The following is a 12,866-nucleotide window of genomic DNA, read 5'->3' as shown; positions in this document are numbered from 1 at the left end:
GCCACCCTTTGCGTAGATTTCCATTCCCTTGGGAATCCGCACCTTGTACGATCCGCACCGCTTCTCGGAGCACCAACCTATGAGCCAATCAGAAACCGACTACCGCGTTGAACGCGACACCATGGGCGAGATGCGCGTGCCGGCCGACGCGCTGTACGGCGCCTCGACGGCCCGCGCGGTGGAGAATTTCCCTATTGCCAACCGGCCCCTGCCGCCGGCGGTGATCCACGCGTTCGGGCACCTGAAGGCGGCGTGCGCGCAGGCGAACCTCGACCTAGGGAAGCTCGACGCGAAGCTCGCGAAGGTCATTATCGAGGCGTCCGACGAGGTCGCCGCCGGCAAGCACGACGCGCAGTTCCCGGTCGACGTCTACCAAACCGGCAGCGGCACCAGCACCAACATGAACGCCAACGAGGTGATCGCCTCGCTGGCCAACCATAAGCTGGGCCTGGGCGCGACGACCAAGGCCGACGGGGGCGTCCACCCCAACGACCACGTGAACATGGGGCAGTCTTCGAACGACACTTTCCCAACCGCGATGTGCATCGCGGCGGGGCAGACCTTGAAGAGCGACCTCGTGCCTGCCCTGGGCCGACTGGCCAGCGCACTCGGTGAGAAGGCCGAAGCGTGGGACACGATCGTCAAGATCGGCCGCACGCACCTGATGGACGCGACGCCGATCCGTGTCGGCCAGGTGCTCGCCGGGTTCGCGAGCCAGGCGGAATACGCCGCCACACGCGCCGAACGGGCGATGGTGCGCATCGGCGAGAACATGCCGATCGGCGGCACCGCGGTCGGCACCGGGATCAACGCCCACCCCGACTTTGCCGCGAAGGTGTGCGAAGTGCTCTCGCGCAACTTGTCACAAGAGTTTTCCGAAGGGTTGAATCATGTGGAAGCGCAGGCCGCGAAGGACTCGTTTGTCGAAGCTCACGGCGAGCTGAAGACCGTCGCCGTCTCGCTCTCCAAAATCGCCAACGACATCCGCCTGCTCGGCAGCGGGCCGCGGTGCGGCATCGGCGAGCTGATCCTGCCGGCGATCCAGCCCGGCAGCAGCATCATGCCGGGCAAGGTGAACCCGGTGATTTGCGAGTCGGTGATGCAGGTCTGCTGCCGGGTGATCGGCAACGACGCGACGGTGACCATGGCCGGCATGGGGGGGATCGGTTCCATATTTGAGCTGAACGTCGCGATGCCGGTGATGATCGACGCGTTCCTGGAGTCGGTTACGCTGCTGGCGAATGTGTGCAACGTGTTCGTCGACAAGCTGCTGACCGGCCTCGAAGTCGACGAAAAGCGCTGCGGGGAGCTGCTCGACGCGTCGCTGATGACCATCACCGCGCTGGCGCCGGAGATCGGCTACGAGAAGTGCGCCCAGCTCGCCAAGCAGGCCCACAAAGAAAACAAAACCATCAAGCAGCTCGTCGGCGAGCTCAACCTGATGCCGGCCGAGCGGCTGGAAGAACTGATGAACTACGACAGCATGACGCGGCCGGATGCGTAATTGGTTACGACTACAACTTTAATCTCTCGCAGAGGCGCAGTGACGCAGAGGCGGGATTGATCAATATCCAAATCCTCCATAGCAAATGCTCGCAAGCGATCGTCTATTAGCCGTCTGAGGTTTAGCCCTTGGGTGTTTCGTTCTTCCCTCTGAGTCTCTGCGCCTCTGCGAGAGCTTTTTTCTGACCGTGAAGGTGAGTAGCGATGAAGAAGCCATGGATGGCGACCGCGGTTCTGCTAGTGCTTGTCTGCGCGCCCACGCACGGGGACGACACTCAGCCCCCCGAGCCGGCGGAGCTGCACCTGCCGCCGTGGCTTGAGCCGATGGCGCCGGCCGAGCCCGACCACGCCGCCGACAAGCCGCTGGGGCTCCGCGCCGCGTTCGAGCTGCGCAGCCCCCCCGCCCCGAGTTCAAACGGCCTGGAACCCGCCGCACGCCCGTCCGTGGTGTCCGACGTGCGGCCCGCCTCGGCGCAAATCTTGGGCTTCGACGACTCCCCCAAGGCGCTCGAGCTGCTGCACGCCGACGCCGCGAACCTGGCCTTCGAGGCCCGCAGCCTCGGCGACTTCAACGACCTGATCGAGCTCTGCCAGCCCGCGATCGAGTCGGGCTCGCCGCACGCCGCTAGGCTCAAGCGTCTGGCCGCGTGGGCCTACGACCGCCGGGGCGAGCTGCGGCTCGACCACGACCCGCACACCGCCTTTGACGACTTCCAGAACGCCGTGATCCTCGACCCACGCAGCGCCGCCGCGCTAAACCACCGCGGTCTGGTGCTGGCCGAGCACGGCAAGCTGGCCGAGGCGGTCGAGGACTTCTCGCGCGTGCTGGCCATCGAGCCCGACCACGCCGCCGCGCAGCGCAACCGCGCCGAGGCGCTCTCCCAACTGGGCAGGTACGAAGAAGCGATCGCCGACCTCTCGGCGGTGATCGACCCCACGGCGCCCGACCCGGCGGCGCTGGCCGCCCGCGGGTTCGCCTACCACGCTACCGGCAAGCTGCGCGAGGCGCTGGCGGACCTGAACCAGTCGATCCGCTCGGCGCCGATGGAATCAGACACCTGGACGCTGCGGGCCAACGTCTACGCCGAGGCGGGCTTCTACCAGCAAGCGGTAGACGACCTGCAGCAGGCGCTGCGGCTCGACCCCGCTAGCCGCAGCGCCTACCTCAGCACCGCCTGGCTGCTGGCCACGTGCAGCGAGCCGCGTCACCGCGACCCGAAGACCGCGTTGGAGGCCGCCACGCGCGCCAAGAAGCTGGCCAAGGAGCTCGACGCCCACACGCTCGACGTGCTGGCCGCGGCCCACGCCTCGGCGGGCGAGTTCGAATCGGCGGTGCGTTACCAAGAGCAGGCGTTGCTGCTGGCCGCCGACCCGCAGCAGACCGAGCTTCGCGAACGGCTGGCGCGCTACCGCCGCGGCGAGTCGTTCCGAAGGTAGTTTGGGCCTTGCCCGTCACGGTGGCTGCATAGCGCTTCAACGTCAGGCACAGCCTGAACTGCGTCCTTCGACGTGTGGCGCAGCCCGACCCATGCAGCAAAAAAAAGCCCGGCCTCCCTTGCGGGGGGCCGGGCTTCGTTCGATTGTGCTCAACGCGCTTCAGGGCGGGTTCACGCTACCTGAACGTTCTCGGCACAAGGACCCTTCTGGCCCTTCGCTTCGTTGAAGGTTACCGACTGCCCTTCCCGCAGGTCGTCGAAGCTGCAGCCCTCGACGCTGGAGGAGTGGAAGAAGAGGTCCTTGTCGCGGCCAACGTCAATGAAGCCAAAACCCTTGTCCGTGAGCCGCTTAATCGTGCCTTCAGCCATCTGTTCAAATCCAAAGATTGTTCTGCGGCGACGCCCAGGACGGATTGCCCCGGGCAGGTTCCGCCGCAAGTGAGCCGTTAGTGTAGCCCGTTTGAGCCGCTAGGGGTAGCATCCCAAAACGGGGGGGCCCTAGGGGGCAAGAACCGCCGGCCGAAAAAACGACAGCCCCGATGGTTTCTGCCGTGTTTTCTAGTCGATCGCGACTGTCGCCCCCCGCCGCGGCGGGCGGAAGCGAACCTGCCCGGGGTCGCGGGATGTCCTCCACCGGGAGAAACACCGATGTCGGATCGGCTCATTGCAATCGGAGAAGATGGCTCGCCGGAGGAACCGGTCGACGGGCCCGCGGAGCTGCTCCGCACGGTCCAAGAGGGGTGTGCGGCCCTCTACCGCCGCCACGGACACAACCCTCCGTGGATCGTCTACCTCTATCTGGTCGATGGCGCGTGCGTCGGGTCGTGCGCGTTCAAGTCGCCCCCCGCGGATGACCGGGTAGAGATCGCCTACTTCACGCTGCCGGGCTTCGAGGGGCGGGGCCACGCAACCGCGATGGCGCGGCGGCTGGTCGACATCGCCCGAGAAGCGGACCACGCCATCGAGCTCGTCGCGCAGACTCTGCCCGAGCCGAACGCCTCAACGGCGATCCTCACGAAGCTGGGGTTCTGCTATTCGCACGACGCGCACGACCCGGAGGTTGGCCGCGTCTGGGAGTGGCGTCTGCGGGCGGGAGTGGTTTGACGCTACGCATCAGCGAGGACGGGCGAACGACTTGCAAGCAGGCCCAAAAAACACGCCACCCGGCCTCCGTAGCGGGAGGCCGGGCTTGACGTGACGTCCGCTCTGCGGCTGCGCGGCGGCCCTACCTGCTTCGGCGCAGCGCCAGCAGCGGCGCTACGAACGCGCACAGCAGCAGGCTGCTGGGCTCGGGGATGGTGGGGATCTCGAACGTGCCGGTCAGCGTGCCGACCGATTCCAGGGCGTCGACGTCGGGGGAGTCGTAGCCGAAGGCCAGCGCGGGGTTGAAGATGGAGTCCCACAAGTGGCCCCCGTGGAACAAGAAGCTGGCCGAGACGGTAGCGGGCCCGACCCCCGCGGCGATCTTCGCCAGGTGGATAATCTCTCCCCCGTGGATCGGCGGGCCGACGTAGGGCGCCGGCGCGCCGCTCGGATCGATCAACCGCGGCGTTACTAGCGGGTCGATGCTGAACAGCAGCTCGTCGCCGACGTTGTAGCCCGGGAAGGCCCCGGGGATCGCGGGGTCGCCGCCGATGTCGTAGGCCATCGTGGCGTCGACGTCGATCTGGTCCCGGGTCAAGTCGTCAAACCGGAAGCCGGCAGGCAGGAAGAGCTTCTCGACCGCCGTGACGATCTCGCTGTGGGGGATCCACGGCGTGATGGCCGCGGTGGTGATGTCGTAGGCCCACACGGAGACGCCGCCGTTGAGCGCGTCGTTGTCGATGGAGAAGCGGTTCGAGTCGGCCGTGTTGGGGCCGAAGCCGAAGCCGCCGATGTAGCCCTCGATGACCACCTTGGGGGGCCCGACCAGCAGGTCGTGCTCGGGGGGCTCGGGGCCCCACACCTCCAGGGCGTCCAGCTCCGCCACGCGGTGGTGGTTCACCCCCGCGCCGGGGCCGAGCGGCAGTTCCGGCTCTGCCCACACGGCGCCCAGGCCCACCGGGTCTTCGTAGTGGACGCGTCCTTTGGGAGCGCCGCCGAAGCTGTCGCCGGTCACCGAGAAGAGCAGCGTCGACTCGTTGCGCAGCACCTGGCGGAACAAGAAGTCGCCGCTGTTGGCCAGCGCGTCGATCTGCCCATCGGGGTAGTTGAAGGCGCTCACCGAGCCGAAGTCGAACGCGTTCACCGAGCCGCTGTTGCCCGGGGGGATGCGTCCTTCCCGGTAATCCCACGACACCACCTGCAGCGGGTCGGCCACGCCGAACTCGTCGTGGTCGTCGATGCTGACGAGGTTCGGGTCTCCGCCGCCGACGAGCACCTTCCCGGGGTCGTTGTGCGAGTACTCTTTGCCGTAGACGGTGTCGACCGGGGTGGCGCCCTCGCCGCCGAGTTTCACGGTCGCCAAGAAGGGGACCGGGTGGTAGTAGTCGCCCGCCCAGAGTTCGGCCGGCAGCAGCAGGCCGAGGGCGAGCGCGCTCCCAGAAAAGGGGAGCAAGAGACGGGCCGCTTGTCTGGCGTTCATGAGTTCTCTCCCATGGTTCGACGCTGAGCCGAACTGAACCGAGAGGCAAACGCCCCCCGGCTGCGGGGTAGACCGACGAGAGAAGAGGAAAAAGGCTGCGTTGGCAGGGCTTTTAGGAAGACCCCTCCGGTCGCACGGCGGGCCGCACGCTCAGCACCCGGCAGTTTCGCGCGCTTTTCGGGCTTGTCAAGTAGCCGGCGGAAGTTTTCTGGCGCGAAAAGAGTCGAGCCGCGCCCGTCAGGAAGCGGAACTCGCGGCGCGTTACCCCTAGCGCTTTCGGGCTCTTCCGGTGGTTCTGGCTCCGCTTCCTGACGGGCGCGGCTCGATACGATGACGATCTCAAGCTCTGCTTGCTACACCGCGCCGAATAGGCGCCCGATGTCCAGCCCGAACACCAGCAGCCTCTGGGAGCACAAGGACGCTCGGCGTTCACGCAGACGCGAGCCGCATGCCCGACTTCGATGGGTCCAGCCTTTTTGGCAAAACCGTCCCGTGATCGTACTCAGCGTCCGTGAAGCTTGCCCCCGAGAAGGATACGTCGGCAAGGTTCGCCCCTTGCAGTTGAGTCCTACCTCCGAGGTTGTTGGGACGCAGATCGGCCCGTACGAGGCAGGCGCCTTGCAAGATGGCGCCCTTGAGGTCGGCGCCTCACAGGCTTGCCTGCTCTAGGTTTGCGTTTGCGAGGTTCGCTCGAAAGAAAGAAGCGGAATAGAGGTCGGCTCCGTTCAGCGCCGCTCCTGCGAGATTCGCCTCATGAAAAATGGCTCCCTCTAGGTTAGCGCCAACGAAGCAGGCGTGTCGCAAGTCTGAGCCAGAGAAGTCAGCGCCAGTTAGACAGGCCTTGGTGAACTTCCCACTACGCAGGTCTTGGCCGCTGAGGTCCACTCCCCTCAAGTTGACCCCTTCGAGATTCGCCTCTGCGAGCGGCGCCGCCGTCTCGTGCTTGATCCGGCCGTTGGAGGTTCGAAATATCATGAGGATCGGCGCCCAGCGGAAGTTTGAAGCGCGAAAAGATTCGAGCCGCGCCCGTCAGGAAGCGGAGCTCGCGGCGCGCGACCCCTAGCGCTTTCGGACGCTTCCGGTGGTTCTGGCTCCGCTTCCTGACGGGCGCGGCTCGATACGATGACGCTGCTAAGCTCTGCTGCCTACACCGCCCCAAACAACCGCCCGATGTCCAGCCCGAACACCAACACCATCAGCGACAGCAAGAACGCCAGCCCCACCATGTGCATCGCGGTGACGAACTTTTCGCCGGCCGGGCGGCCGCGGATCCCTTCGTAGGCCAGGAACACCATGTGCCCGCCGTCGAGCACCGGGATGGGGAGGAAGTTGATCACCGCCAGGTTGGCGCTGAGCATCGTCAGGAACAACAGCAGCGTGGCCAGGCCGTCGCCCGCTTGCGAGTAGGCGATGCGGGCGATGGAGATCGGACCCGCGACGCCGGTCACGGGGACCTGGCCGCCGATCTTGCCTAAGAAGCGGTAGACGCTGGTCATCCCCTTGCCGATCTCGTCGAACGCCATCTTCGCCCGGTCGGCGACCGAGCCGCCGTAGCGCAGCGTGCGGTCGGGCAGCAGCACCAGGCCGCGGTCCGCGGCGAACTGGCCGGCCGGTTGGTAGGTGAGCAGCTCGACCGTTTCTTCGGCGTCGCCGCGCTTCACTGTCAGCTCAAGCCGCAGGTCTTCGGCGTGGTCCTGCATCAGGTCGACCAGCGTGGCCCACCCCAGCTTGTCGCTCTTGAAGTTCAGGTCCTTGCCCGCCAGCGGCTGCTTCTCGTCTTCGCTCTTGATGGCCGCGGCGACCAGCACGTCGCCGGGGATGATCCCCGCGCGCTCGGCGGGGCTGTCCGGCAGCGTGGCGGCGACCTCCAGGGTCGACTCGAGCGCCAGGCCCAACGTCGGCAGGCCGACCGGCTCGAGCGCCTCGTCCCAGTCGGCCACGCGCGGCGTGACGTCGATCGACAGCGGCGCCCCTTCGCCACGCCCCACGGAGAACGTCACGCTGCTGCCGTCGCGGGCGGCGGCCGCCAGGGTTTGGTTGAGCGTGAGCGGGTCGATCGCCTCGTTGTCCTTGAGAGGGCCGTCGACCGCCAGCAGCGTGTCGCCCGGCTTTAGCCCCGCCTGCTCGGCGGGAGAACCGGGCTGAACGGCCAGCACCGGGCCGAGCTTGGTGACCACGCCGAACCGCTCGGCCGGGTTGGGGGCGATGGAGACCTCGATCTCTTCGCCGCCGGTGCGGGGGGCGAACGGGTGGTCGGCGGGGGACTCGCCGCCGCGCCGCAGCGTGAGCTTGATCGGCGCGTCGCGCTTCGCTTCCAGCAGCGCCGCGAACTGGTAGAAGCGGTCGACAGGTTCGCCATCGACGGCCACGATCTCGTCGTCTCCCTTGAGCTCCGGCGAGGCCTCGGCGGCGGGGGAATGGGGCCTGGCGGGGTCCTCCTTGCTGAGCCGCAGCATCGCCTGCGAGACCATGCCGATCCGCGCCAGCTCTCCCTCTTTCTGCTCGGGCTTGATGACCACGGTTTCGGGCTGCGAGGCGTCGCGGCGGAGGATAGAGAACGTGACCCCGTCGGTCAGGTTCCCCAGCACCACGCTGCCGGTGAGGTCGTCGAACGTCGGGTCGACGATGTCGTTGATCCGCACGATGCGGTCGCCGGTCCGCAGGTTGGCCTGCCACGCGGGGCTGCCGGGCACCGTGGCGCCGGCGACGCACGTCTGCTTGGGGGCGCCCATGCTGTAGGCGATGAACGCGAAGATGAACCCAAAGATGATGTTCATGATCACGCCGGCAGAGATGATCGCCATCCGCTGCGGCACGCTCTTGGCCATGTAGCTGCGGCGGTCGACCCACAGCTTCTCCCCCTTGGGGCCGGTGATCTCTTTGGCGGTCGACGAGCCCTCAAGCCCCTTGGAGCGGGCGAGCTGCTCGTCGATGTTGGCGGGGTTGTCGTCCTGGCCCAGCATCTTCACGTAGCCCCCCAGGGGGAGGATGCCGATGCCGTACTCGGTTTCACCCCACTTGCGGCTCAGCTTGTAGCCGCCGATGTCGAAGCCCACGAAGAACTTCTCGCACTTCACGCCGCACCACTTGGCCACGGCGAAGTGCCCCAGCTCGTGGACAAAGATCACAAAGCCCAGCCCGAGCGCCGCCATTGCGATCAGCCCGGCGCCCTGGAGGTAGCCGTACAGGCCGGCGTCGGCCAGCGGGAAAAGCGTCGACGCGAAGGGGATCAGGAACAACGTTTTACTCGGTTAATGGACGGTGGAGCCAAACAACCACAGAGCCACTGAGGCCACAGAGACGGACGGAGGAAGATAGCCACGAAAAGGCACAAGAAGGCGCAAAAGAATGGCACGGGAGGGGGCGGCTTAGAAACTAGGTCGTACCGGACCCGGCCCGATGCCTCCTGTTGATGATCCCCTTTGTGCTTTTTCGTGCCTTTTCGTGGCAAACGTCTGTCGTTTTCTCCGTCCGTCTCTGTGGCCTCAGTGGCTCTGTGGTGACTTTCTTAAGCAAGCACCCACGACTGAACCTCGGCCCGGGCCCAGCGGTCGAGCCGGGCGAGGTCTTCGAGCGTTGGGTCGGCCTCAAAGTTGTGCGATTCGAGCACGCTCCGGCAGGCCGGCACGATCTCGGTGAAGTGCAGGTCGCCCTCGAGGAAGCTCTCGACGGCGGCCTCGTTGGCGGCGCTGAGCACCGCGCCGCTGGAGCCACCCGCCGCGGCGCACTCGAAGCCCAACGCCAGCGCCGGGAACCGCTCGTGGTCGGCCGGCTCGAGCTCTAGGTTCCAGGCCCGCGTCCAGTCGAACCGCTCCGCCACGGCGGCGCGGCGCTCGGGGAACTCCAGCGCGTACTGGATCGGCAGCCGCATGTCGGGGGGGCTCATCTGGGCGACGATCGAGCCGTCTACAAACTCTACCAGCGAGTGGATGATCGACTGCGGGTGGATCATCACGTCGAGTTGGTCGGCCTGGAGGTCGAACAGCCAACGCGCCTCGATGATCTCTAGCGCCTTGTTCATCATCGTGGCGGAGTCGATGGTGATCTTGGGGCCCATCTCCCAGGTGGGGTGCGCCAGCGCCTCTTCGATGGTCACCTGCCGCAGCGCGTCGGCCGGCCAGGTGCGGAACGGCCCGCCGCTGGCGGTGAGCACCACCTTGGCCACCTCGTCGCGCTTGCCGGCCTGCAGCGCCTGGAAGACGGCGCTGTGCTCGCTGTCGACCGGGATCAGCCGGGCGCCGGGCGTCTTCTCGATGAGTTGCTGCACCAGCGGCCCGGCGGTGACCAGCGTCTCTTTGTTGGCCAGCGCCACGGTCTTGCCCGCTTCCAGGGCCGCCCAGGTGCTCTGCAGCCCGGCGGCGCCGACGATGGCGGCCAGCACCACGTCCACGGCCGGCAGCCCGGCCGCCTCGGCCAGCCCCTCGGGGCCGGTCAGCAGCCGGCACCCCTCGGGCAGGTCGCGCCACTTGCGGGCGTCGGCCTTCTTGCGGTCTGCGGCGACCACGGTGTGGGGGTTGAACTGCCGCGCCTGCTCGGCCAGCAGGTCGAGGTTGCCGCAGCCCGAGAGCACCTCCACCCGCAGCCGACCGCCGCTAGCAGCGATGACTTCCAGCGCGCTGCGGCCGACACTGCCGGTCGAACCGAGCACGGCGACCCGTCGCGGGGTGGCGGCCGAGAGGTTCACGGGCGGGGGTTCCGGGGGAGGAGGGGTCGGGCAGGGCTCGGCAACGGGGGGCGTGCCGCTAAAGTGTTTCAGCGGTAGGATTTGTGCCGCTCGGGTCGATTCTATGGCTCACCTAGCTCGCCAGCAAGGCGAACCCGGCCGAGAATGCCCCGCCAACCGGCAACGACCCCCCAGTATCCGTTAGACTACTAAAGCCTACGCCGAACCAGCCGCCCTGGTTCTGCGTTTCAATAGTGCCAAGAAGATTAACCACAGAGCCGCAGAGAACACGGAGACGGACGGAGAAACTGTTAATGACCAATGACCAAGCCGAAATGACCAATCCGCGCAAGCGATTGGAAGCGTCATTGGTCGTTTAGGCTTGGTCATTGGTCATTCTTGCCGTCTCCATGCTTCTCTGTAGCCTCAGTGGCTCAGTGGTTAACCCGTCCGTCCTCCCGCCCGTAAGTCCTGAGCCCCGCTGATTCTATGGAGAAGCCCACCCCCACGCCCAAGTCGCCCGACGCCAAGCCGGGCCAGCGCAAACCCGCGGGCGGGGGGGGAAACTTCATCTGGTACCTGCTGGCCCTGGGCCTGCTGCTGTTGATGCTGGTCACGGCCTTCAGCAGCCAGAGCGAGATGGACCTGATGTGGTCCGACTTCGAACGCCTGGTCAAGGCCTCCGACCCCGACAACGACAAGGCGCCCGACTCGATCCAGGTGGTCGACCGCAGCACCTCGCCGGCGCGCACGCTGATCCTCTCCGGGATGAAAGACGTGGTGGTGGCGCCCCGCGCGGTCACCGGCAAGGTGAAGCGGTCGGTGCTAGCAGACTCCGCGGCCGGCAACCCCAAGGCGCTCGCCGACCCGCCAGAACCGACCGAGGTGAAGTTCCGCGTCGCCCGCGACATCTGGAACCTGCCGCTCGGCGAGCTGCTGACCGAGAACCACATCCCGTTCCGCAACGCCCCGGAGCCCAACCCGCTGCTCCAGGGGCTGCTGTGGCTGGCGCCGATGCTGATCGTGTTCGCGTTCCTGATCTTCATGCTCCGCAGGATGGGGGGCGCCGGCAGCCCGATGGCCTTCGGCCGCAGCCGCGGCAAGCTGTACGCCCAAGAAGACATCGAGATCACCTTCGACGACGTCGCCGGCATCGACGAGGCGGTGGAAGAACTCCGCGAAGTGGTCGACTTCCTCAAGAACCCCGAACGCTACCAGCGGCTCGGCGGCCGCATCCCCAAGGGGGTGCTGCTGGTCGGCCCCCCCGGCACCGGCAAGACGCTGCTCTCCAAGGCCGTGGCGGGCGAAGCGGGGGTCCCCTTCTTCAGCCTCAGCGGTTCGGACTTTGTTGAGATGTTCGTCGGCGTCGGCGCCGCGCGCGTGCGAGACATGTTCCAGCAGGCCGAGGCCAAGGCGCCCTGCATCATCTTCATCGACGAGCTGGACGCGCTGGGCAAGACCCGCGGCTCGGGGAACATGGGGGGCCACGACGAACGCGAGCAGACGCTCAACGCGTTGCTGGTAGAGATGGACGGCTTCGGCTCCAACAGCGGCGTGATCGTGATGGCCGCCACCAACAGGCCCGAGACGCTCGACCCCGCTCTGATGCGCCCGGGACGGTTCGACCGCAACGTGCTGGTCGACCGACCCGACGTCGCCGGCCGCGAAGAGATCCTGCAGGTCCACCTGCAGAAGATCAAGGTCGATTCGGACGTCGACACCAAGGCGCTGGCCGCCATCAGCAGCGGCTTTGTGGGCGCCGACCTGGCCAACATGGTGAACGAGGCCGCCCTGCTGGCCGCCCGCAACGGCCGCGAGGTGGTCACCATGCACGAGTTCAACGAAGCGGTCGAACGCGTCGGCATCGGCCTCGAAAAGAAGAGCCGCATCATGCAGGAAGACGAGAAGCAACGCCTGGCCATCCACGAGGCGGGCCACGCGCTGGTCGCCTACTCGCTCCCCAACACCGACCCCGTGCACAAGGTCACCATCATCCCCCGCGGCATGGGCACGCTGGGCTACATGTGGCAACGCCCGGAGTTCGACCGCTTCATGAAGACCCGCAGCCAACTGGAGAGCGACATCCAGGTCGCCCTCGGCGGCACCATCGCCGAAGAGATCATGCTGGACGACATCGGCAACGGCGCCACCAGCGACCTGCAGAAGACCACCGAAACCGCCCGCGCCATGGTGATGGACTACGGCATGAGCCGCCTGGGCCGGGTGAACTTCCGCGAGAGCCGCGCGTCGTTCATCCCGGGGGACCCCAGCTCGGTGCGCTACTACAGCGAGCAGACCGCACGCGAGATCGATCAAGAAGTGAAGCGTATCATCGAAGAAGGGATCGAACGCACCCGCAGCATCCTGGTCGAACGCCGCTCGGCGCTCGAAGCGATCGCCGACAAGCTGCTGGAGGTCGAGACGATCGACGGCCCGCAACTCAAAGAGATCATCGAACAAGCCAGCCCCAGCCCCAAGCTGGTGCCGGGAACCGGCAGCGAACGCAAACGCCCGCCGGTGGTGGATGGCGGCGCGGAGGAAGAAGCGGTCGGGGGCTGAAGCGTTTGAATTTTGGCGAGCCGTCGGCGTCAGCCGCCGGAGTCTGACGCCAGGGGAGCTTCACGCAGGTCCGCGCCGTTGTCTGGCGGCGCGGTCCCCCGCCTCCTTCAACGGGTTGTTAGCCTGCGCCTCCGCCTTCTTG

The 12,866-nt window shown here is 66.8% G+C and carries 9 protein-coding genes and 1 pseudogene; 4 read left to right on the top strand and 6 right to left on the bottom strand.

The genetic code is table 11. The features are described 5' to 3' along the window. Nucleotides 1-79 precede the first annotated feature (79 nt). Nucleotides 80-1,504 carry a class II fumarate hydratase gene (locus tag Pla175_RS00290; RefSeq protein WP_145280174.1) on the top strand — a complete coding sequence of 475 codons (1,425 nt, stop codon included), beginning with the start codon at nt 80-82 and terminating at the stop codon, nt 1,502-1,504. A gap of 203 nt (nt 1,505-1,707) precedes the next feature. Continuing rightward, on the top strand, nt 1,708-2,940 hold the full coding sequence (locus tag Pla175_RS00285; protein ID WP_145280172.1) for a tetratricopeptide repeat protein: 1,233 nt from the start codon (nt 1,708-1,710) through the stop codon (nt 2,938-2,940). Nucleotides 2,941-3,110: 170 nt separating this feature from the next. Here Pla175_RS00285 and Pla175_RS00280 read toward each other — a convergent pair whose 3' ends face one another. Beyond that, the gene (locus tag Pla175_RS00280; protein ID WP_145280170.1) at nt 3,111-3,308 is read right to left on the bottom strand and encodes a cold-shock protein; all 198 of its coding nucleotides are present in this window, start codon (nt 3,306-3,308) and stop codon (nt 3,111-3,113) included. Between the two features lie 279 nt (nt 3,309-3,587). On the opposite strand from Pla175_RS00280, the gene Pla175_RS00275 reads away from it, so the two are divergent. Beyond that, a complete protein-coding gene (locus Pla175_RS00275) occupies nt 3,588-4,043 on the top strand; it encodes a GNAT family N-acetyltransferase (protein WP_145280168.1) in 456 nt (151 codons plus the stop codon). Nucleotides 4,044-4,164: 121 nt separating this feature from the next. Here Pla175_RS00275 and Pla175_RS00270 read toward each other — a convergent pair whose 3' ends face one another. The 5 genes and pseudogenes from Pla175_RS00270 to dxr form a co-directional block, all read right to left on the bottom strand. Further along, complete coding sequence (locus Pla175_RS00270) at nt 4,165-5,502, bottom strand: hypothetical protein (RefSeq protein WP_145280166.1); 1,338 nt, start codon at nt 5,500-5,502, stop codon at nt 4,165-4,167. 429 nt (nt 5,503-5,931) lie between these two features. Next, entirely contained in the window at nt 5,932-6,126 is a 195-nt protein-coding gene (locus Pla175_RS26930; protein ID WP_197527172.1) for a pentapeptide repeat-containing protein, read from the bottom strand. Next, nucleotides 6,103-6,477, bottom strand: a pseudogene (locus Pla175_RS26925) (pentapeptide repeat-containing protein); the annotation flags it as partial. The pseudogene Pla175_RS26925 and the gene Pla175_RS26930, both read right to left, overlap by 24 nt. Before the next feature lie 170 nt (nt 6,478-6,647). Next, a complete protein-coding gene (locus Pla175_RS00255; RefSeq protein ID WP_145280162.1) occupies nt 6,648-8,741 on the bottom strand; it encodes a site-2 protease family protein in 2,094 nt (697 codons plus the stop codon). A 269-nt stretch (nt 8,742-9,010) separates the two neighbouring features. Further along, nucleotides 9,011-10,186, bottom strand: a complete 1,176-nt coding sequence (gene dxr, locus Pla175_RS00250; protein WP_145280160.1) for a 1-deoxy-D-xylulose-5-phosphate reductoisomerase — start codon at nt 10,184-10,186, stop codon at nt 9,011-9,013. A 468-nt stretch (nt 10,187-10,654) separates the two neighbouring features. Between dxr and ftsH the strand changes: the two genes are divergently transcribed. Beyond that, a complete protein-coding gene (gene ftsH / locus Pla175_RS00245; protein ID WP_145280158.1) occupies nt 10,655-12,724 on the top strand; it encodes an ATP-dependent zinc metalloprotease FtsH in 2,070 nt (689 codons plus the stop codon). Nucleotides 12,725-12,866 lie beyond the last annotated feature (142 nt).

This window comes from Pirellulimonas nuda (assembly GCF_007750855.1).
Lineage (GTDB): Bacteria > Planctomycetota > Planctomycetia > Pirellulales > Lacipirellulaceae > Pirellulimonas > Pirellulimonas nuda.
Note: the sequence above shows the minus strand (reverse complement) of the source record. Positions and strands in the feature narration are given on the sequence as shown.

What these genes read in the sequence shown, in the direction of transcription:
- Pla175_RS00290 (WP_145280174.1), top strand. Translation starts at nt 80, where the DNA reads ATGAGCCAATCAGAAACCGACTACCGCGTTGAACGCGACACCATGGGC.
- Pla175_RS00285 (WP_145280172.1), top strand. Translation starts at nt 1,708, where the DNA reads ATGAAGAAGCCATGGATGGCGACCGCGGTTCTGCTAGTGCTTGTCTGC.
- Pla175_RS00280 (WP_145280170.1), bottom strand. Translation starts at nt 3,308, where the DNA reads ATGGCTGAAGGCACGATTAAGCGGCTCACGGACAAGGGTTTTGGCTTC.
- Pla175_RS00275 (WP_145280168.1), top strand. Translation starts at nt 3,588, where the DNA reads ATGTCGGATCGGCTCATTGCAATCGGAGAAGATGGCTCGCCGGAGGAA.
- Pla175_RS00270 (WP_145280166.1), bottom strand. Translation starts at nt 5,502, where the DNA reads ATGAACGCCAGACAAGCGGCCCGTCTCTTGCTCCCCTTTTCTGGGAGC.
- ftsH (WP_145280158.1), top strand. Translation starts at nt 10,655, where the DNA reads ATGGAGAAGCCCACCCCCACGCCCAAGTCGCCCGACGCCAAGCCGGGC.